The following is a 17912-nucleotide window of genomic DNA, read 5'->3' as shown; positions in this document are numbered from 1 at the left end:
ACCGACATGCTCGATTCCAAACTGTTACGTAGCAACCTTCAGGACGTAGCGGACCGCCTGGCATCCCGTGGCTTTGCCCTGGATGTTGCGCGCATCGAAGCGCTGGAAGAACAGCGCAAGACCGTCCAGACCCGCACCGAAGCACTGCAGGCTGAGCGTAATGCCCGTTCCAAATCCATCGGTCAGGCCAAGCAGCGCGGCGAAGACATCGCGCCGTTGATGGCCGACGTCGAGCGCATGGGCACCGAGCTGTCCGACGGCAAGGTCGAGCTGGAAGGCATTCAGTCCGAGCTGGATTCGATCCTGCTGGGCATTCCCAACATCCCGCACGAATCCGTGCCGGTGGGTGAAGACGAAGACGGCAACGTCGAAGTGCGCCGCTGGGGCACGCCAAAAGCCTTTGATTTCGCGGTCAAGGACCACGTTGCCCTGGGCGAATTGACCGGGGGCCTGGACTTCGAAACCGCGGCCAAGATGTCCGGCGCACGTTTCTCGTTGCTGCGCGGCCCGGTGGCTCGCCTGCATCGCGCCCTGGCGCAGTTCATGATCAACCTGCACACCGCCGAGCACGGTTACGAAGAAGCCTACACCCCGTACCTGGTGCAGGCGCCGGCGCTGATGGGCACCAGCCAGCTGCCGAAATTCGAAGAAGACCTGTTCAAGATCAGCCGCGAAGGCGAAGCCGACCTGTACCTGATCCCGACCGCTGAAGTGTCGCTGACCAACATTGTGTCCGGCGAGATCCTCGACGCTAAAGAGCTGCCGTTGAAGTTCGTCGCCCACAGCCCGTGCTTCCGTAGCGAAGCCGGTGCCTCGGGTCGCGATACGCGCGGCATGATCCGCCAGCACCAGTTCGACAAAGTGGAGATGGTACAGATCGTCGAGCCGTCGACGTCCATGGAAGCGCTGGAAGGCCTGACGGCCAACGCCGAGCGCGTCCTGCAACTGCTGGAGCTGCCGTACCGCGTGTTGGCGCTGTGCACCGGCGACATGGGTTTCAGCGCCGTGAAGACCTACGACCTCGAAGTGTGGGTGCCGAGCCAGGACAAGTACCGCGAAATTTCGTCGTGCTCCAACTGCGGTGATTTCCAGGCCCGTCGCATGCAAGCGCGTTTCCGCAACCCGGAAACCGGCAAGCCGGAACTGGTGCACACCCTCAACGGTTCGGGCCTGGCCGTAGGCCGTACCCTGGTGGCCGTGTTGGAAAACTACCAGCAGGCCGACGGTTCCATACGCGTACCAGACGTGCTCAAGCCGTACATGGCGGGCGTTGAGGTCATCGGCTAAATGGAATTTCTGCCGCTGTTTCATAACCTGCGCGGCAGTCGTGTGTTGGTCGTCGGTGGCGGGGAGATTGCCTTGCGCAAATCCCGGCTGCTGGCCGACGCCGGCGCGTTGCTGCGGGTGGTTGCTCCCCAGATTGAAGACCAGCTCAATGAGTTGGTGCTGGGCAGTGGCGGGGAATTGATTCTGCGCGGTTATCAGGAAGCCGACCTTGACGGTTGCACCCTGATCATCGCCGCCACCGACGATGAGTCGCTCAATGCCCAGGTGTCCAGCGATGCCAAGCGTCGTTGTGTACCGGTCAATGTGGTGGATGCGCCGGCATTGTGCAGCGTGATCTTCCCGGCGATTGTCGATCGATCGCCGCTGGTGATTGCGGTGTCCAGCGGCGGCGATGCGCCGGTGCTGGCGCGCTTGATCCGCGCCAAGTTGGAAACCTGGATTCCGTCCACCTACGGCCAATTGGCGGGGTTGGCGGCGCGTTTTCGTGCCCAGGTCAAAGGTTTGTACCCGGATGTGCAGCAACGCCGCGCATTCTGGGAAGACGTATTCCAAGGCCCGATTGCCGACCGCCAGTTGGCCGGGCAGGGCGCCGAGGCTGAGCGCCTGTTGATCGAAAAGGTCAACGGTGCACCGCCAAACGCACCGGGTGAGGTTTACCTGGTAGGGGCTGGCCCCGGTGACCCGGACCTGCTGACCTTCCGCGCCCTGCGCCTGATGCAGCAAGCGGATGTGGTGCTATACGACCGTTTGGTCGCGCCAGCGATTCTAGAGCTGTGCCGCCGTGACGCCGAGCGCGTATACGTCGGCAAACGTCGCGCCGACCACGCCGTGCCCCAGGACCAGATCAACCAGCAATTGGTGGACCTGGCCAAGCAAGGCAAGCGCGTGGTGCGCCTCAAGGGCGGCGACCCGTTTATCTTTGGGCGTGGTGGCGAAGAGATCGAAGAGCTGGCGGCCCATGGCATCCCGTTCCAGGTGGTGCCCGGTATTACGGCTGCCAGTGGTTGCGCGGCGTATGCCGGGATTCCGCTGACTCACCGTGACTATGCACAGTCAGTGCGGTTTATCACCGGGCACTTAAAGGATGGGACTTCGGACCTACCCTGGCACGACCTGGTGGGGCCATCCCAGACCCTGGTGTTCTACATGGGTTTGATTGGCCTGCCGATCATCTGCGAACAGCTGATCAAGCACGGACGTGCGGGGGACACCCCGGCTGCACTGATCCAGCAAGGCACCACGACCAACCAGCGTGTCTTCACCGGCACCCTGGCCGATTTGCCACGCATGGTGGCGGAGCATGAAGTGCATGCGCCGACATTGGTGATCGTCGGTGAAGTGGTGGTGTTGCGCGAGAAGCTCAAGTGGTTTGAAGGCGCTCAGTCCCAAATCTGAACCTTTGTAGGAGCGAGCTTGCTCGCGAAAATCGCCAACGAAAACGCGGGCCTTCTGAAGGCCCGCGTTTTCGTTGGGTTCTTCGCGAGCAAGCTCGCTCCTACAGGTTAGTTTTGTACACCTTTGCCGCTTAGCTTTTGTCGATCATGCGCTGCATCAAACGCTTGCAATGGCCCCTTCGGCACAATCCCCGTCGGATTGATCGTGCGGTGGCTGGCATAGTAATGCCCCTTGATATGCGCAAAATCCACCGTCTCGGCCACCCCCGGCCACTGATACATCTCCCTCAGCCAGTTCGACAAGTTCGGATAGTCAGCAATCCTGCGCAAATTGCATTTGAAGTGCCCGTAATACACCGCATCAAAGCGAATCAGCGTGGTGAACAGGCGCACATCGGCTTCGGTGAGGTACTCACCGGCCAGGTAGCGATGGTCGCTCAGATGCTGTTCCAGATAATCCAACTCGGCAAACACATCATCAAACGCGCTTTCATACGCCTGCTGCGAAGTGGCGAAGCCTGCGCGGTACACGCCGTTGTTCACGGCGGGGTAGATGCGCTCGTTCAGTCCGTCGATCGTCGGGTGCAGCGCTTCGGGGTAGAAGTCCAATGTATTGCCAGTCAACCCGTTAAACGCGCTGTTGAACATGCGGATGATCTCCGCCGATTCATTGCTGACGATACGGTTGAGCTGCTTGTCCCACAGCACCGGTACAGTGACGCGGCCGGTGTAGTCGGCGGTATCGGCGGTGTAGCGTTGATGCATGAAGGCAAAGTCATCGAGGGCGTCGCCGCTGGAGCCGTAGGCCTTGTCGAAGGTCCAGCCGTTTTCCAGCATCAACCAGCTGACCACGGACACGTCGATCAGGCTTTCCAGGCCCTTGAGCTTGCGCATGATCAAGGTGCGGTGGGCCCACGGGCAGGCCAGGGATACATACAGGTGGTAACGACCGGCTTCAGCCTTGAAGCCACCTTCACCGCTGGGGCCGGGTGCGCCGTCGGCGGTCACCCAATTGCGGCGTTGCGCCTGTTCGCGCTGGAAAGCGCCGTCTGCGCTACTTTCGTACCACTGGTCTTTCCAGTGTCCTTCGATCAGCAAACCCATGACTGGCTCCTCAACTAATAAACGTTGGAGGCCAGTCTAAAGGGATAGGTTCGATTTAAAAGCGCAAAGACTGCGGGTGAATTATCGATTAAATCGATTTATCCCGTGCATCCCAATATTGCTGGGCCACTGTGAACGCCTGATCCCGAGTGTGGCCAAGGCCGCGCAAGGCCAGGGCCATGGTGGCGATCAAGGCCAGTTGCGGGTAGCTGTCTTCGACGTCACCACGCCACAGGGCCTTCAAATGCTCGGGTTCCAGGCTGGCGGGCTTGACGTGGCGCTGGGCGGAGAGGGCGGGCCATTCTTCGTCCCAGCTGTCGCCGCCGGTGGTGCCATAGAGGTGGCTGGCCGAGTCGGGGTTGATCTCGATTTCACCGCCGTCGCCCTTCACCACAATCACGTTATCCCCCAGCAGGCCGCTGGCGTCGCGGTGCACACCTTGGTAGCCCGGATGGAAAATGCTCTGCAGGCCCAAGCGCGCATTCAGTGGGTTGAGCAGGCGCGCCAGGGAGTGGATCGGCGAGCGCAGGCCCAAGGTGTTACGCAGGTCGATCATGCGTTGCAGTTGCGGCGCCCAGTCCCCCAGCGGGATGAATGCCAGGTTGGCGTGCTCGAAAGCTGTTTCGACCTGCTGCCAGTTGCGGCACAGGGGAATCTGCAAGTCTTGCAGCAATTGCTCGGTGTACAACCGGCCCGCCGTGTGGGCGCCGCCACCGTGCATCAAGATGCGCACGCCGTTTTGCGCCAGGCACTTGGCGGCCAGCAGGTACCACGGCAGGTGGCGTTTCTTGCCAGCATAGGTTGGCCAGTCCACATCCACGTTCAGCGCTGGAGCATTGAGGCGTTCGCGCAGGGCCTCGGTGAAGCCGGCGAGTTCTTCCGGGCTTTCTTCCTTGTGGCGCAACAGCATCAGGAAGGCGCCGAGCTGGGTGTCTTCGACTTTTTCGTCGAGCAGCATGCCCATGGCTTCGCGGGCTTCCTCGCGGGTGAGGTTGCGCGCGCCGCGCTTGCCTTTGCCCAGGATGCGCACGAATTGCGCAAACGGGTGCTCGGCAGGGGTTTCAAGGGTCAGCGGGGCAAAGTCGGTCATAAGCAATTCGTCGGCCTGGGCAGGCCCGCCAGCTTGGCGGCGAGTTTGGCGGGAGTGCCGTTGAACAGTTTGTTGAGGTGCAGGCTGTTGCCTTTTTCCGGGCCTAGCTTCAAGGCGGTGTACTTGATCAGCGGGCGGGTGGCCGGCGACAGCTGGAATTCGGCGTAAAAGCCGCGCAGCAGTTCGAGGATTTCCCAGTGATCGGGCGTCAACGCCAGCGGCTCGGCGGCGGCCAGGGCATTGGCGACCTCGACGGACCAGTCGTTCAAGTCGACGAGGTAGCCGTCTTTGTCCAGGGCATAGGTGCGTTCGCCTACGGTCAAGGTGTTCATAGCCAGCTGTTGACCTTGTCGTAGTCGAGCGACAGTTGTACGAAACCGGGGTAGTCCACGCTGTCGGCCCAGTCCGGTAAGGGCAGGTTGCGCGCCTGCATGTCTTCGGCCAGCACAAACACCTTCACGCCCTTGGTGTGTAGGGCGGGGGCGTGCAGCCCGTAGGCGCCGTCGCCGCACAGCAGGATCGCGTCCTCGGCGCCGCAGATACGCAGGCAACTGTCGAGGCGACTGTCGGAAAACGGCGAGTGAGACACCACATGTAAAGTCGACATCAGAGGGTAATCACCTGGTCGTAACGGTCAATCAATTGGGAAATAGCCTCGTTGCTCAACGGTTGTGCCTCGGTCGGCGGCGTCAAGCCACGCACGGCCATGCTGTGGCGGCAGACAAAGACATCGTCGATGCCGAACAGCCCCAATGCCTGTAGGTTGGCGCTGAGGTCCTTTTGTTGCACGGCCTTGGCGTTCTGGTGCGGCGCGAGCTGGAACACGCCGTCATCCATGAACAGCAAGCCGATGGGCAGATCAAACGCGCCACCGGCCAGCACGATATCCAGCGCTTCCCGCGCGCTCGGCCCGGACCACGGCGCCTGGCGGCTGATGACTAATAAGGATTTGGACATGTCACGGCCCTCCAAAACAGATCAGGCGGTCGGCCGTTTGGGCGGCGTCGTGCAATTGGCCCAGGCCCGACAGCGCCCACGGCGCCTCCAGGTTCACGGCGCTGCGTTGGTAACGCGTGGCTTCTTCGCTGTTGAGCACGCCACGGCGCAAGGCCGCCGCGATGCACACCACCCCATCGAGATGATTCAGGCTGACAAACTCACGCCATTGGCGAGCGATGTCTTGCTCGTCCTGGGGCGTAACGATGTTGTTGGACGCGCTGTACACGCCATCCTGGTAGAAAAACAGCCGCACAATCTCGTGCCCGCCAGCCAATGCGGCCTGGGCAAACAGCAGCGCGCGGCGCGAGGAGGGCGCGTGGGCCGCGGAAAACAGGGCTATCGCAAACTTCATGGAACACTCTGCCAGCAATCGTGGGCCAATGATAAAGCCCGCGCCGTGAAAAAGCCCGCCGTGATCAAAACAGTCACTGTTGCTGATCGTTCTGACGATTGCCGGTAGGACCAAGGCTGCCTAGTCTGTGGGCAACCGAAACGGAATTGGAGTGCCCATGTCAGGTCCCTTGGCGTCCCTCAAAGTGCTGGATTTTTCCACCTTGCTGCCCGGTCCGTTTGCCTCCTTGATGCTCGCGGACATGGGCGCCGAAGTGCTGCGCATCGAATCGCCCACGCGCATGGACCTGCTGCGGGTGTTGCCGCCCCACGACCAGGGTACGTCGGCAAGCCATGCGTACCTCCACCGCAATAAACGCAGCTTGGCGCTGGACCTCAAGCAGGCCGAGGCGCTGGAGATTGTGCGCGCGTTGGTCAAGGACTACGACATCGTCCTGGAACAGTTCCGGCCCGGGGTGATGGAGCGGCTGGGCTTGGGTTATGAGGCATTGAAAGCGATCAATCCCCGGTTGATCTACGTGTCTATCACCGGTTACGGCCAGACAGGCCCCTACAGGGACCGCGCCGGGCACGACATCAACTACCTGGCACTGGCGGGTGTGGCCAGCTACACCGGGCGCAAGGACAGTGGGCCGGTGCCGCTGGGCGTGCAACTGGCGGACGTGGGCGGCGGCTCGTTGCATGCAGTGGTCGGGTTGCTGGCGGCGGTGATTGCGCGGCAGCAGAGCGGGGTGGGGCAGTACCTGGACGTGAGCATGACTGACTGTTCATTCAGCCTGAACGCCATGGCCGGTGCGGGTTACCTGGCATGCGGGGTGGAGCCGGACAGGGAGAGCCACGTGCTCAACGGAGGGAGTTTCTATGACTACTACCGCACCCGGGACGGGCGCTGGATGTCGGTGGGGAGTCTGGAGCCAGGTTTTATGCAGGAGTTGTGCATGGCATTGGGACGGCCGGAGTTGGCGGCACAGGGCATGGCGCCCGAGCTCAAGGTTGCGCTGCAAGTCGAGTTTGAAAAGCGCAGCTTCGATGAGCTGTGTGAGCTGTTTTCGGGGGTGGATGCGTGTGTCGAGCCGGTGTTGAGCATGAGTGAGGCGGTGGAGCATCCTCAGCTTAAAGCCCGCGAGCTGATCTGTCAGGTGCCCCGTGGGGATGGTTCGACGCAGGCGCAATTGGCCTGTCCGTTGAAATTCTCGCAAGGCCTGCCGGAACCACGGCATATCGGGGGTGCCGTGGGGGCGCACAGTGATGAGGTGTTGGCGCAGTTGGGGTTCAGTGCGCAGCGGATAGCGGAGTTGCGGCGTGCCAATGTGGTTGGGTAGTGCCTGGACTGGCGCTTTCGCGAGCAAGCCCGCTCCCACATTCGACCGCGTTGTCAGGTCGATCACCGATCAAATGTGGGAGCGGGCTTGCTCGCGAAGAGGCCTTCACTCCACCCGAGTTTCTCCAGTAAACACCAACGTCTGCCGACACCGCCGACACAAATACCGCCGCCCCTGGCCCACCAGCCCATGGCGCTGTGACGAAAACGGAAAGTCACTGTCCGCACACGGGCACCGGTAGATATAACGGGTCACCTGGCGACGCTTCACTTCATAGGTGTGGCAACGGTCCGGCGGCAGCTCGTAGACCCCGCGCATGATCAATTGCCATTCCTCGCCATGGGGCTGGATGCGCTCGCCAAACAACTGGTGGGCGATCAGATGCGCCACTTCATGCGCCACGGTCTGCTTCAGGAAGTGCTGGCTGTTTTCACGGTAAAGCTGTGGGTTGAAACGCAGCAGGTTCTCGTGCAAATGCGCGACACCGGCCTTCTGGCCCCGCAGCTTGAGGCTGACCTGGGGGCGTTTGAAGCTTCGTTTGAAAAAGGATTCGGCTTGTTGGAAACAATCTTCGACGCGGGTATTGAGTTGCTCGGGCATGCTGTACATATCTCCAGAGGGCCCCAGTATGCCGCAAAGCCGGGTGTTTCCGAATCTGTCAGGCGCCGAATGGTCATGCATAACGCACAAAGCCACCTTGCGGTGGCCTTGCTCACGGCTTGAACGCGCTCAGTTAGTGTAGATCGGCCCTACGCCCAGGCCCCAGACGATCACGGTAAATGCCATGATTGCCACCAGCACCACGAGCCCCACGGCCAGTACCGAGCTGGAAAACAGGAAACCCTCGTCCGGGTCGATGTTCATAAAGGTCGGTAACCCCACGTACAGCAGGTACACCGTGTAGCAGATGGCTGCCGTGCCCACCACCATGCCTAACCACATATGTGGGTAAAGCGCCGCCAGCCCGCCGATAAACAACGGTGTGGCGGTGTAGGTGGCGAAGGCTACGCAACGCGCCATGCTGGGGTTGGCGTCGTAGGTGCGGGCCATCCAGTGAATGAACGCGCCCATCACCGCCACGCCGCCGAGCATGGCCGCGTAGGACATGATGGTCATCCACAGTGCGCTTTCCTGGGTCAACATGACCGGCGAGCGGTTGCCGATGACCCAGCCGACCTGGGTCGTGCCGATAAAGGCTGATACGGCGGGGATCGCCGCAAGGATCAGCGTGTGAGTGAGGTACATGTGGCTGATGCTTTCTTCTTTATCGCCACGGATTTCCCGCCATTCCTGGTCGGGATGGGTAAATAGCCCCACGACGTGATGGATCATGCCAGTCACTCCTGTCGTTATTACCATCGCCCCCCATCGGAGCGCCCACGGGCCAATTGGCCTGAAAGGTCTGGATATATGTGCGACCTCACGTCGCAGTATAGGAAGGGATGGCCTGAATAACTGTAGGGTCTTTAGAGCGAATTGCGCTGTAAACACGGGCTTTAATCGCGGTGAGGATAGGTTCCACTCGATCAAACTGTAGGTGGGCTGTTGTGGTGAGCGGGCTTGTCGAATCGTCGCACCGCCCGCGCTGGAGTGCGTAGCGCTCCCAAGATTTTGGGGCTGCTTCGCAGCCCAGCGCGGGGCAAGCCCGCTCACCACAGCAAGCCCGCTCCCACATTGGATCTCAGTCGCGCATAACGGTAAAATACCGCGCTTTTCGTCACACACCTCTAGCGGATCCAAGCGCCATGGGCACTCTTACGGTCAACCAGAACAAACTGCAAAAACGCCTGCGTCGCCTGGCCGGTGAAGCGGTCGCCGATTTCAACATGATCGAGGACGGCGACAAGGTCATGGTTTGCCTCTCCGGCGGCAAAGACAGCTACACCATGCTCGACGTGCTGCTGCACCTGCAAAAGGTCGCGCCGATCAAGTTTGAGATCGTGGCCGTCAACATGGACCAGAAACAACCGGGTTTCCCAGAGCACGTGCTGCCGGCCTACCTCAAAGAGCTGGGCATTGAGTACCACATCGTCGAGAAAGACACTTATTCGGTGGTCAAGGAGCTGATCCCGGAAGGCAAGACCACCTGCTCGCTGTGCTCGCGCCTGCGCCGCGGCACGCTCTACACCTTTGCCGATGAGATCGGCGCAACCAAGATGGCCCTGGGGCATCACCGCGACGATATCGTCGAGACCTTCTTCCTCAATATGTTCTTCAACGGCTCTCTCAAGGCCATGCCGCCCAAGCTGCGCGCCGATGACGGGCGCAACGTGGTGATTCGCCCGCTGGCGTATTGCAACGAGAAGGACATCCAGGCCTACTCCGACCTCAAGCAGTTCCCGATCATCCCGTGCAACCTGTGCGGCTCCCAGGAAAACCTGCAACGCCAGGTGGTCAAGGAGATGCTGGTGGACTGGGAACGCAAGACCCCGGGCCGCACCGAAAGCATCTTCCGCAGCCTGCAGAACGTGCAGCCCTCGCAGTTGGCCGACCGCAACCTGTTTGACTTCACCAGCCTCAAGATCGATGAGAGCGCCGCGTCGCGCTTCGTCAATGTAGTGAACCTCTAAGGTTCTTCAACGCTCTGAAAGACGGCGCTCATGGGCGCCGTTTTCATTTGAATCCCCAGGAGAGGGCATGCGCGATTACAAGTGGCTGCACGAATATTGTCTGAACCGCTTCGGTTCCGCGGCCGAGTTGGAAGCCCACCTGCCGGTGCCCAATACCCCGGCGCAATTGCGCAAGATCAGCGATGACCGCTACCTGTCGACCCTGGCGTTGCGGGTATTCCGCGCGGGGCTCAAGCACAGCGTGGTAGACGCCAAGTGGCCGGCGTTCGAGAAGGTGTTCTTCGGCTTCGATCCAGAAAAAGTCGTGCTGATGGGCGCCGAGCACCTGGAGCGGCTGATGCAAGACACCAGCATCATTCGCCACCTGGGCAAGCTCAAGAGCGTGCCGCGCAATGCGCAGATGATTCTGGACATCGCTCAGGAGAAGGGCAGTTTCGGTGCGTTTATCGCCGATTGGCCGGTGACCGATATCGTCGGGCTGTGGAAGTACCTGAGCAAGCACGGCCATCAGTTGGGGGGGCTGTCGGCGCCGCGCTTTTTGCGCATGGTGGGCAAGGACACGTTTGTGCCCAGTTATGACGTGGTGGCGGCGTTGAATGCACAGCAGATCGTCGACAAGGCGCCCACCAGCTTGCGGGACTTGGCGACGGTGCAAGGGGCGTTTAACCAGTGGCATGCCGAGAGTGGGCGGCCGATGTGTCAGTTGTCGATGATGCTGGCATATACGGTGAATCATTGAGACCGAGGTGATGCCTTCGCGAGCAAGCCCGCTCCCACATTTGACCGCATTTCAACTGAAGGAAATCGGTCAAATGTGGGAGCGGGCTTGCTCGCGAAGGCTGCCTGACAGGCACTACAGCTCTATCAGGCCTCAGCGAGTCGTCGATTCAACTGATGCCGCCAACGCACATACAGCAACGCCGTACAAAACACCGCCAGACTCGCCACCATCTCCAGCACCCCAAACCACTGCCGGTTCGGGTCATACGCCGCCAGCGCGCCCTTGATGAAATACAGATTCACCACAAAGCACATCCACGAATGCCCGCGCGCGCTGCCCAGCAACATGCCCGGCGCCAGCACCAGCAGCGGCACCAGTTCGATCAGCAGGATCACCCACGGCCGTGCGCCGTGCAGGTCGGCGACGAACAGGTAATAGCCGCAGAGCAAACCCACCAAGGCGAAAAACGCCAGCAGGCTCAGTGCGCGTGCCAGCTTCACCCGTGGCTCGAGCCAGGCCTGGGGCGGCAACACCTTAGGCTTCTTGGCCACGACCGCCCTCCAGCAAGGTGGCGGTGTTCGCCAGGCGCAGGCCCAGGGCACGGCACAGGGCGATTTCATGCTGATCGAGCATGCGCTTGCCGTCCGGCCCTGCGTGGTGGCTGGCGCCGTAGGGGGTGCCGCCGCCTTTAGTGTCGAGCAGCGCTTGCTCGCTGTAGGGCAGGCCGGTAATCAGCATGCCGTGGTGCAGCAACGGCAACAGCATCGACATCAGGGTGGTTTCCTGGCCGCCGTGCAGGCTGGCGGTGGAGGTGAACACCCCGGCCGGCTTGCCGACGAGGGCGCCGGTAAGCCACAGGTTGCTGGTGCCGTCGATAAAATACTTGAGCGGCGCGGCCATGTTGCCGAAACGGGTCGGGCTGCCCAGGGCCAGGGCCGAGCAGTGTTTGAGGTCGTCGATGCTGGCATACAGCGCGCCTTCGTCCGGAATGCTTGGCGCCACGGCTTCGCACTCGCTGGAGATGGCCGGTACGGTGCGCAGGCGCGCTTCCATCCCGCCTTGCTCGATGCCCCGGGCAACCTGCCGGGCCATTTCGCTCACTGAGCCGTTGCGGCTGTAATACAACACCAGCACATACGGCGTAGTCACGGCAGGACCTCCAGCACGTTTTCCGGGGGACGGCCGATGATGGCTTTATCGCGGGTTTCCAGGATTGGGCGCTCCATCAACTTCGGGTGCGCAGCCATGGCGGCGATCAATTGCGCTTCACTGAGGCTGGCATCGGCCAGGTTGAGGGTTTTGTATTCGTCTTCACCCGTGCGCAGCAATTGGCGCGCGCTGAGGCCCAGTTTGGCCAGCAGCGCCTTTAATTGCGCGGCATCCAGCGGGGTTTCCAGGTAGCGCACCACGGTCGGGGTGAGGCCGCGGGCTTCGAGCAGTTCCAGCGCACCGCGGGATTTCGAGCAGCGCGGGTTGTGATAAAGCGTCAGATCGGTCATGTGCGGGTCGCATCTTGCGTAAGGTGGCGGGTATTCTACCCGCGCTGCGCCCCGTCCTTAAACCGTAAGAGGCGATAGGCCGCAGCCAACGTTCATTTTTACGAAGGAATACCCCATGACCAGGCAATTGATCGGTGCATTGGCGATCATCACCACCCTGCTGCTCAGCGGCTGCGGTAACGATTACGGCGTTGACCAATACGGCAATAAAGTCGCGGCCGAACGCCTGGACAAGCAGTGGGTGGTGGTCAACTACTGGGCCGAATGGTGCGGGCCGTGCCGCACGGAGATCCCGGAACTCAATGCCCTGGCCGAACAGTTGAAAGGGCAGAACGTGGGTGTGTTCGGGGTGAACTTCGACAATGTGCAGGGTGAAGAGCTTAAGGCGGCCAGTGAGAAACTGGGCATCAAGTTCACAGTGCTTGCGCAGAACCCGGATGGGATCTTTGAAATTCCACGCAGCGAAGCGTTGCCGGTGACCTACATCATTGATGACAAGGGCAAGGTGCGCGAGCAGTTGATGGGCGAGCAGACGGCGGAAGGTGTATTGGCCAAACTCAAGGCCCTGCGCGGTTAAAGCAACACCACAAAACCAATGTGGGAGCGGGCTTGCTCGCGAAGGCGGTGAACCAGCCAATGAATCTATTGACTGACACACTGCCTTCGCGAGCAAGCCCGCTCCCACATTTTGACCTCGATCAGGCCTGAGGCTGGTGCTGTCAGCCTTCTTCAAGCCACAAGCGAATCGGCTTGCCCTCGGCCGGCCAGAAGCGCGTTTGCTCGATCGGCGAGATATCCCAACGCTCCACACCTTGCAGGGCCTGGAAGAAGCGGTGTTCCTGCTCCATCAACGCCTCGGCGCAGAGTTTGCGGGTGCTGCCGATCTTGCCGAAGCTGAGCTTGTCGCCTTCTACGGTGTACGGCGCAAACCAATGGTTGCAGCCGCCATTGCCGTAGGCACGGCCATCGGCGCCGAGGGTGACGGTCAGGTGCGCGTAGTCCATCAGCGGCCGTTCACCAATCCATTCCACTACGTAGCTGTGATCCTGCTTGAGCTTGACCGTATCCCCGGCACAACCGGCCAGGCCGGCGGCGAGGGCGGCGAGCAGAAGCAGGCCTTTCATTGCGCGGCCTTCTGGCATTTCGGGCAGCGGTGCTTGTCGCCTTCGCTGGACCAGCCAAGCGCTTGGATGCGCGCATTGGCGGCCGGTTGCAGCGGCTCTTTGGTCAGCTTGGTTTCCACCGCGAATTCAAACTCCAACACGGCATCGCAGCTGTCGCAGTTGACCTTCCAGGTGTGTATTTCCAATTCGCCGAATTTCGGCCCTTGGGCCATGGCGACCCACTGGCCCGCCGGGCGGATGGAGTAACGCGCATCGCCTTCGACGGTCAGGCGCATCGACAGGGTTTTACTGCCACGCAGGGTGACGATCAAAACGTCGCCATGCTTGATCGAACCACCGTTGCCAGTGATCTGGTAACGGCCCGGCACCAGGGCGCGGCATTCGATCAGGGTGTGTTGCGGGCTCAGCAAGCTGAAGCGGAAATCGTGTTCGGCCATGGATCCTCCAAATAGGCGCGGCATCCTATCACGGGTGCCCACCTATCATGAGCCTGGTATGTGACCGCTGATCATCCTTCTACGAGGTTCTGCGCTCGGCCATCGGCCCATGCCGCGATGTTGGCCAAGGTGGTGCCGGCAATCGCTGCCAGGGCCTCACGGGTGAGGAACGCCTGGTGGGCGGTGATAATCACGTTGGGAAAGGTCAGCAGGCGCGCGAGTACGTCGTCTTGCAGGGGCAGGTCGGAGCGGTCTTCAAAGAATAGTTGGGCTTCTTCCTCGTACACATCCAGCCCCAGGTAGCCGAGCTGGCCGGTCTTGAGGGCCTCGATCAAGGCGGGCGTGTCTACCAGGCCACCGCGACCGGTGTTGATCAGCATCGCACCGGGCTGCATATGGGCCAGGGAGCCTGCGTTGATCAGGTGCTTGCTGTCGGCGGTGAGCGGGCAGTGCAGGCTGATGATCTGCGCCTGCGCCAGCAGCTCGGGAAGGCTCACGTAACGGGCGCCAAGTGCCAGCACCTGTGGGTTGGGGAAGGGGTCGTAGGCCAGCAACTGGCAGCCGAAACCCGCCATGATTTTGGCAAAGGTGGCGCCGATCTGCCCGGTGCCGACTACGCCGACGGTCTTGCCCACCAGGTCGAAACCGGTGAGGCCATGCAGGCTGAAATCGCCGTCGCGGGTGCGATTGTAGGCGCGGTGCAGGCGGCGGTTGAGGGCCAGAATCAACGCCACAGCGTGCTCGGCCACGGCGTGGGGCGAGTAGGCCGGTACGCGCACGATGGTCAGGCCCAGGCGCTTGGCGGCGGCCAGGTCGACATGGTTGTAGCCGGCCGAGCGCAGGGCAATCAGCCGCGTGCCACCTTTGGCCAGGTGTTCCAGCACCGGGGCGCTGAGGTCGTCATTGATAAAGGGGCAGACCACGTCGTGGTGCTCGGCCAGGGCCACGGTGTCGAGGTTGAGCCGGGCTGGCTGGAATTGCAGCTCGATGCCCGACGGCAATGGTTCGCCGAGGAAGCTGTCGCGGTCGTAGGTTTGGCTGCTGAACAGAATGACGCGCATCAAAGGCTTCCTTTTTTCTGATGAATTCAGGCGCTGACCCGTGCCTCACCGGCCAGCCGCGTAATGGCAATATCCAACTCGTCCAGTGCAGCCAGGGCCTTGGCGTCGTCCTGTTTGAGCAGGGTTTCGGCGCGTTGGCAGGCGGCGCGCAGTTGCGGCACGCCGCAGTAGCGGGTGGCACCGTGCAGACGGTGGACGCGTTCGATCAGGGCGTTGTTGTCATTGGCGTCGCGGGCGATGGCAATGGCCAGGCGGTCGGCTTCGAGGGAGGCCAGCAGCATGGCCAGCATGTCTGCTGCCAAGTCGGTCTTGCCGGCGGCCAGGCGCAGGCCTTCCTCGTGGTCCAATACGGGCAGTTGCACGCCAGGGCCGGTGCCATCGGCTGCTCGGTCGGGGCTCTGGTTGCGCAGGGCCAGGCCGGTCCATTTCAGCACCACTTGGGCCAGTTGCCGTTCGCTGATGGGTTTGGTCAAGTAGTCGTCCATGCCGCTTTGCAGCAGGGCGCGTTTTTCATTGGCCATGGCGTGGGCGGTCAGGGCCACCACCGGCAGTGGCGTGCCGTTGCGTTCGCTTTCCCACTGGCGGATCGCCTCGGTGCTCTGGCGACCGTCCATACCGGGCATTTGCACGTCCATCAGCACCAGGTCGAAGGTGTCTTGTTTCACCGCGTCAACGGCGGCATAACCGCTTTCGACCGCACGCACTCGGGCGCCCATGTCTTCGAGCAGGGTTTGTACCAGCAGCAGGTTGGCCGGGTTGTCGTCCACGCACAGCACGCGTGGCGCACGGCTGGAAAGCGGCTCCCCCGGTTCGCTGCGCGACGGCCGTGGGCTGATCAGGTCAGACAAGGCGCGACGCAGTTTGCGGGTGCACGCCGGCTTGGCCTGCAACTGGCTGTTGGGGTTGGGCACTGACTGGTTGAACAGCATCTGTTCGGTGGTGGGGCACAGCACCAGCACCTTGCAGCCCAGGTGTTCGAGGTCCCATAGATGTTGGTTGAGGCGCTCGGGTGGGATGTCGTTGGCCGTCACGCCCAGTACCGCCAGGTCGATGGCTTGTTCGGTCTGGTGGGCACTGGTGATGCCGTTGGTCAGGCTTTCCAGGGTGTTGAACGGTGTCACTTCCAGGCCGCAGTCTTCCAGCTGATGTTGCAAGGCCTGGCGTGCCAGTTCGTGGTTTTCCAGCACGGCCACGCGATGGCCCAGCAGCGGCGCGCAGGGCAGGTCTTCGACATCGTCGCGGGTCTTGGGCAGGTTCAGGCTGATCCAGAATTCCGAGCCTTCGCCCGGCGTGCTGTCGACGCCGATCTCACCGCCCATCTGTTCGATCAGGCGCTTGGAAATCACCAGCCCCAGGCCCGTACCGCCGGGTTGGCGTGACAGCGAGTTGTCGGCCTGGCTGAACGCTTGGAACAGCGCGCGCACATCCTGGCTGGACAGGCCGATGCCGGTGTCCTGCACGCTGATGCGCAGTTGTACGCTGTCTTCCTGTTCATCTTCGATCATCGCCCGGGCCACGATGGTGCCTTCGCGGGTGAACTTGATCGCGTTACTGATCAGGTTGGTCAGGATCTGCTTGAGACGCAACGGGTCGCCCACCAGCGCCAGCGGCGTGTCGCGGTAGACCAGGCTCACCAATTCCAACTGCTTGGCATGGGCGGCGGGGGCGAGGATGGTCAGGGTGTCTTGCAGCAAGTCGCGCAGGTTGAAGGGGATGCTGTCGAGCACCAGCTTGCCGGCCTCGATCTTCGAGAAGTCGAGGATCTCGTTGATGATGCCCAGCAGGTTGTCGGCGGACTTTTCGATGGTGCCCAGGTAGTCGAGCTGGCGCGGCGTAAGTTCGCTTTTTTGCAGCAGGTGGGTAAACCCGAGGATGCCGTTGAGTGGGGTGCGGATTTCGTGGCTCATGTTGGCCAGGAACTCCGACTTGATGCGGCTGGCTTCCAGGGCTTCCTTGCGGGCCAGGTCCAGCTCGATGTTCTGGATTTCGATGGTTTCCAGGTTCTGGCGCACGTCTTCGGTGGCCTGGTCGATGCTGTGTTGCAATTCTTCCTGGGCGTTCTGCAGGGTCTCGGCCATGCGGTTGATGCCCGAGGCGAGCTGGTCCAACTCCTGGCTGCCAAGGGGCGGTAGGCGGGTTTCCAGGTTGCCATCCTTGAGCTGTGCTACTGCTTGCTTGATCAGGCCAATCGGCGAGTTGATGGTGCGGCTGATGCGCAACGCCAGCGCTGCGGTGCAGACCAGCCCGATAGCGATCAACAGCAGGCTGGCGAACAGGCTGCGGTAGCCGCGCAACAACATGCCATTATGGGACAGCTCCACCTCGACCCAGCCCAGCAGGCGGTCGGCTTCATCCGGGATCAAGTCGCCAGCGAGGTTGCGATGGCGGCCAAATACCGGCAGCAGGTAGCGCGTGGCGTCATTGCCGGTGCGTTGCAATAGGTGAGAGCTATTGCCGATGGGCGGCTGGTTGAGCATGGTCGGGCCGGCGTGGGCGAGCGGGGAGCGGTCCGGGCCGAGGAAGGACACGGCGCGTACGTCTTGTTGTTCCAAGGACTGGGTGGCGATGCGCTCCAGCAGGTCGGTGTTCTTGGCGCTCAGGGCGGGCGCCACCAGCGGGGCCAACTGCTCGGAGATCATTTCGCCGCGTTGCAACAGTTGAGTTTGCAGTTCCGAGAGCTGCATCCACGTGAAATAGCCTCCCAGTAACAAGGCCATCAGGCTGGTCGGCAATAAGGTCAGCAACAGTACGCGGCCTTTTATCCCCATTCTTCTAAGCACGCCACTCTCCTGCTACCACATTAGTATCGATGATTTGCGCAGGCATCCGGCCCGCGCCACCTGCGCAGTGTAGCCATTTGCGCGGGGTGGAATCTTGCAAATTAATGACATACGGCAATCTTCGGGCCATGGGTTGCCGGATGGCGATTGCCTGCGGCGGGTTAATCTTGAAT

The 17912-nt window shown here is 61.7% G+C and carries 21 protein-coding genes; 6 read left to right on the top strand and 15 right to left on the bottom strand.

Annotated features, from left to right (window positions below; all coding sequences use genetic code 11):
- The first annotated feature begins 6 nt into the window (after positions 1 to 6).
- Together serS and cysG are read left to right on the top strand one after the other, a co-directional pair.
- Positions 7 to 1287: a serine--tRNA ligase gene (gene serS / locus ACLD1Y_RS16425; protein WP_105698586.1), complete on the top strand. Its 1281-nt coding sequence runs from the start codon at positions 7 to 9 to the stop codon at positions 1285 to 1287.
- A complete protein-coding gene (gene cysG, locus ACLD1Y_RS16420) occupies positions 1288 to 2682 on the top strand; it encodes a siroheme synthase CysG (RefSeq protein ID WP_429478932.1) in 1395 nt (464 codons plus the stop codon).
- Between the two features lie 107 nt (positions 2683 to 2789).
- Here cysG and ACLD1Y_RS16415 read toward each other — a convergent pair whose 3' ends face one another.
- From ACLD1Y_RS16415 to tusD, 6 genes are all read right to left on the bottom strand, one after another.
- Positions 2790 to 3785 (bottom strand): glutathione S-transferase family protein, encoded by a 996-nt coding sequence (locus ACLD1Y_RS16415; protein WP_429478931.1) that lies wholly within the window; start codon positions 3783 to 3785, stop codon positions 2790 to 2792.
- 88 nt (positions 3786 to 3873) lie between these two features.
- On the bottom strand, positions 3874 to 4875 hold the full coding sequence (locus ACLD1Y_RS16410) for a glycosyl transferase family protein (RefSeq protein WP_429478930.1): 1002 nt from the start codon (positions 4873 to 4875) through the stop codon (positions 3874 to 3876).
- Complete coding sequence (locus ACLD1Y_RS16405) at positions 4872 to 5207, bottom strand: TusE/DsrC/DsvC family sulfur relay protein (RefSeq protein ID WP_429478929.1); 336 nt, start codon at positions 5205 to 5207, stop codon at positions 4872 to 4874. The genes ACLD1Y_RS16410 and ACLD1Y_RS16405 overlap by 4 nt, the downstream gene beginning before the upstream one ends.
- A complete protein-coding gene (tusB, locus tag ACLD1Y_RS16400; RefSeq protein ID WP_185706677.1) occupies positions 5204 to 5482 on the bottom strand; it encodes a sulfurtransferase complex subunit TusB in 279 nt (92 codons plus the stop codon). Before tusB ends, ACLD1Y_RS16405 begins: the two co-directional genes overlap by 4 nt.
- Entirely contained in the window at positions 5482 to 5832 is a 351-nt protein-coding gene (gene tusC / locus ACLD1Y_RS16395) for a sulfurtransferase complex subunit TusC (RefSeq protein WP_122489804.1), read from the bottom strand. The genes tusB and tusC overlap by 1 nt, the downstream gene beginning before the upstream one ends.
- Position 5833: 1 nt before the next feature.
- A complete protein-coding gene (gene tusD, locus ACLD1Y_RS16390) occupies positions 5834 to 6226 on the bottom strand; it encodes a sulfurtransferase complex subunit TusD (RefSeq protein ID WP_429478928.1) in 393 nt (130 codons plus the stop codon).
- A 157-nt stretch (positions 6227 to 6383) separates the two neighbouring features.
- On the opposite strand from tusD, the gene ACLD1Y_RS16385 reads away from it, so the two are divergent.
- Entirely contained in the window at positions 6384 to 7547 is a 1164-nt protein-coding gene (locus ACLD1Y_RS16385; RefSeq protein WP_429478927.1) for a CaiB/BaiF CoA transferase family protein, read from the top strand.
- 105 nt (positions 7548 to 7652) lie between these two features.
- On the opposite strand, the gene ACLD1Y_RS16380 is transcribed toward ACLD1Y_RS16385, so the two are convergent.
- A complete protein-coding gene (locus ACLD1Y_RS16380) occupies positions 7653 to 8147 on the bottom strand; it encodes a SprT family zinc-dependent metalloprotease (protein WP_429478926.1) in 495 nt (164 codons plus the stop codon).
- A gap of 129 nt (positions 8148 to 8276) precedes the next feature.
- Positions 8277 to 8879 (bottom strand): Yip1 family protein, encoded by a 603-nt coding sequence (locus ACLD1Y_RS16375; RefSeq protein ID WP_429478925.1) that lies wholly within the window; start codon positions 8877 to 8879, stop codon positions 8277 to 8279.
- 413 nt (positions 8880 to 9292) lie between these two features.
- On the opposite strand from ACLD1Y_RS16375, the gene ttcA reads away from it, so the two are divergent.
- Together ttcA and ACLD1Y_RS16365 are read left to right on the top strand one after the other, a co-directional pair.
- A complete protein-coding gene (gene ttcA, locus ACLD1Y_RS16370) occupies positions 9293 to 10117 on the top strand; it encodes a tRNA 2-thiocytidine(32) synthetase TtcA (RefSeq protein WP_429478924.1) in 825 nt (274 codons plus the stop codon).
- A 67-nt stretch (positions 10118 to 10184) separates the two neighbouring features.
- The gene (locus ACLD1Y_RS16365) at positions 10185 to 10856 is read left to right on the top strand and encodes a DNA-3-methyladenine glycosylase I (RefSeq protein ID WP_429478923.1); all 672 of its coding nucleotides are present in this window, start codon (positions 10185 to 10187) and stop codon (positions 10854 to 10856) included.
- Between the two features lie 125 nt (positions 10857 to 10981).
- Here the strand turns inward: ACLD1Y_RS16365 and ACLD1Y_RS16360 are convergent, their stop codons facing one another.
- From ACLD1Y_RS16360 to arsC, 3 genes are read right to left on the bottom strand one after another with little or no spacing between them, the layout of a single operon-like run.
- A complete protein-coding gene (locus tag ACLD1Y_RS16360) occupies positions 10982 to 11389 on the bottom strand; it encodes a DUF2069 domain-containing protein (protein ID WP_429478922.1) in 408 nt (135 codons plus the stop codon).
- Positions 11373 to 11987: an NAD(P)H:quinone oxidoreductase gene (wrbA, locus tag ACLD1Y_RS16355; protein WP_429478921.1), complete on the bottom strand. Its 615-nt coding sequence runs from the start codon at positions 11985 to 11987 to the stop codon at positions 11373 to 11375. The genes ACLD1Y_RS16360 and wrbA overlap by 17 nt, the downstream gene beginning before the upstream one ends.
- Entirely contained in the window at positions 11984 to 12337 is a 354-nt protein-coding gene (gene arsC, locus ACLD1Y_RS16350) for an arsenate reductase (glutaredoxin) (RefSeq protein ID WP_429478920.1), read from the bottom strand. The genes wrbA and arsC overlap by 4 nt, the downstream gene beginning before the upstream one ends.
- A gap of 115 nt (positions 12338 to 12452) precedes the next feature.
- On the opposite strand from arsC, the gene ACLD1Y_RS16345 reads away from it, so the two are divergent.
- Positions 12453 to 12914 (top strand): TlpA family protein disulfide reductase, encoded by a 462-nt coding sequence (locus ACLD1Y_RS16345; protein WP_429478919.1) that lies wholly within the window; start codon positions 12453 to 12455, stop codon positions 12912 to 12914.
- Between the two features lie 142 nt (positions 12915 to 13056).
- On the opposite strand, the gene ACLD1Y_RS16340 is transcribed toward ACLD1Y_RS16345, so the two are convergent.
- From ACLD1Y_RS16340 to ACLD1Y_RS16325, 4 genes are all read right to left on the bottom strand, one after another.
- The gene (locus ACLD1Y_RS16340; RefSeq protein ID WP_429478918.1) at positions 13057 to 13461 is read right to left on the bottom strand and encodes an META domain-containing protein; all 405 of its coding nucleotides are present in this window, start codon (positions 13459 to 13461) and stop codon (positions 13057 to 13059) included.
- Positions 13458 to 13898 carry a hypothetical protein gene (locus tag ACLD1Y_RS16335; protein WP_429478917.1) on the bottom strand — a complete coding sequence of 147 codons (441 nt, stop codon included), beginning with the start codon at positions 13896 to 13898 and terminating at the stop codon, positions 13458 to 13460. Before ACLD1Y_RS16335 ends, ACLD1Y_RS16340 begins: the two co-directional genes overlap by 4 nt.
- Before the next feature lie 71 nt (positions 13899 to 13969).
- On the bottom strand, positions 13970 to 14959 hold the full coding sequence (locus ACLD1Y_RS16330; RefSeq protein WP_429478916.1) for a 2-hydroxyacid dehydrogenase: 990 nt from the start codon (positions 14957 to 14959) through the stop codon (positions 13970 to 13972).
- A gap of 26 nt (positions 14960 to 14985) precedes the next feature.
- Positions 14986 to 17739: a response regulator gene (locus tag ACLD1Y_RS16325; RefSeq protein ID WP_429478915.1), complete on the bottom strand. Its 2754-nt coding sequence runs from the start codon at positions 17737 to 17739 to the stop codon at positions 14986 to 14988.
- Positions 17740 to 17912 lie beyond the last annotated feature (173 nt).

It is taken from the genome of Pseudomonas sp. 18175 (genome assembly GCF_050432925.1).
Classification (GTDB): Bacteria; Pseudomonadota; Gammaproteobacteria; order Pseudomonadales; family Pseudomonadaceae; genus Aquipseudomonas.
This window is presented reverse-complemented; position numbering and strand designations above follow the sequence as displayed.

Coding starts and splice junctions, on each gene's coding strand:
- serS (WP_105698586.1), top strand. CDS start 7: ATGCTCGATTCCAAACTGTTACGTAGCAACCTTCAGGACGTAGCGGAC.
- cysG (WP_429478932.1), top strand. CDS start 1,288: ATGGAATTTCTGCCGCTGTTTCATAACCTGCGCGGCAGTCGTGTGTTG.
- ACLD1Y_RS16415 (WP_429478931.1), bottom strand. CDS start 3,785: ATGGGTTTGCTGATCGAAGGACACTGGAAAGACCAGTGGTACGAAAGT.
- ACLD1Y_RS16410 (WP_429478930.1), bottom strand. CDS start 4,875: ATGACCGACTTTGCCCCGCTGACCCTTGAAACCCCTGCCGAGCACCCG.
- ACLD1Y_RS16405 (WP_429478929.1), bottom strand. CDS start 5,207: ATGAACACCTTGACCGTAGGCGAACGCACCTATGCCCTGGACAAAGAC.
- tusB (WP_185706677.1), bottom strand. CDS start 5,482: ATGTCGACTTTACATGTGGTGTCTCACTCGCCGTTTTCCGACAGTCGC.
- tusC (WP_122489804.1), bottom strand. CDS start 5,832: ATGTCCAAATCCTTATTAGTCATCAGCCGCCAGGCGCCGTGGTCCGGG.
- tusD (WP_429478928.1), bottom strand. CDS start 6,226: ATGAAGTTTGCGATAGCCCTGTTTTCCGCGGCCCACGCGCCCTCCTCG.
- ACLD1Y_RS16385 (WP_429478927.1), top strand. CDS start 6,384: ATGTCAGGTCCCTTGGCGTCCCTCAAAGTGCTGGATTTTTCCACCTTG.
- ACLD1Y_RS16380 (WP_429478926.1), bottom strand. CDS start 8,147: ATGCCCGAGCAACTCAATACCCGCGTCGAAGATTGTTTCCAACAAGCC.
- ACLD1Y_RS16375 (WP_429478925.1), bottom strand. CDS start 8,879: ATGATCCATCACGTCGTGGGGCTATTTACCCATCCCGACCAGGAATGG.
- ttcA (WP_429478924.1), top strand. CDS start 9,293: ATGGGCACTCTTACGGTCAACCAGAACAAACTGCAAAAACGCCTGCGT.
- ACLD1Y_RS16365 (WP_429478923.1), top strand. CDS start 10,185: ATGCGCGATTACAAGTGGCTGCACGAATATTGTCTGAACCGCTTCGGT.
- arsC (WP_429478920.1), bottom strand. CDS start 12,337: ATGACCGATCTGACGCTTTATCACAACCCGCGCTGCTCGAAATCCCGC.
- ACLD1Y_RS16345 (WP_429478919.1), top strand. CDS start 12,453: ATGACCAGGCAATTGATCGGTGCATTGGCGATCATCACCACCCTGCTG.
- ACLD1Y_RS16340 (WP_429478918.1), bottom strand. CDS start 13,461: ATGAAAGGCCTGCTTCTGCTCGCCGCCCTCGCCGCCGGCCTGGCCGGT.
- ACLD1Y_RS16335 (WP_429478917.1), bottom strand. CDS start 13,898: ATGGCCGAACACGATTTCCGCTTCAGCTTGCTGAGCCCGCAACACACC.
- ACLD1Y_RS16330 (WP_429478916.1), bottom strand. CDS start 14,959: ATGCGCGTCATTCTGTTCAGCAGCCAAACCTACGACCGCGACAGCTTC.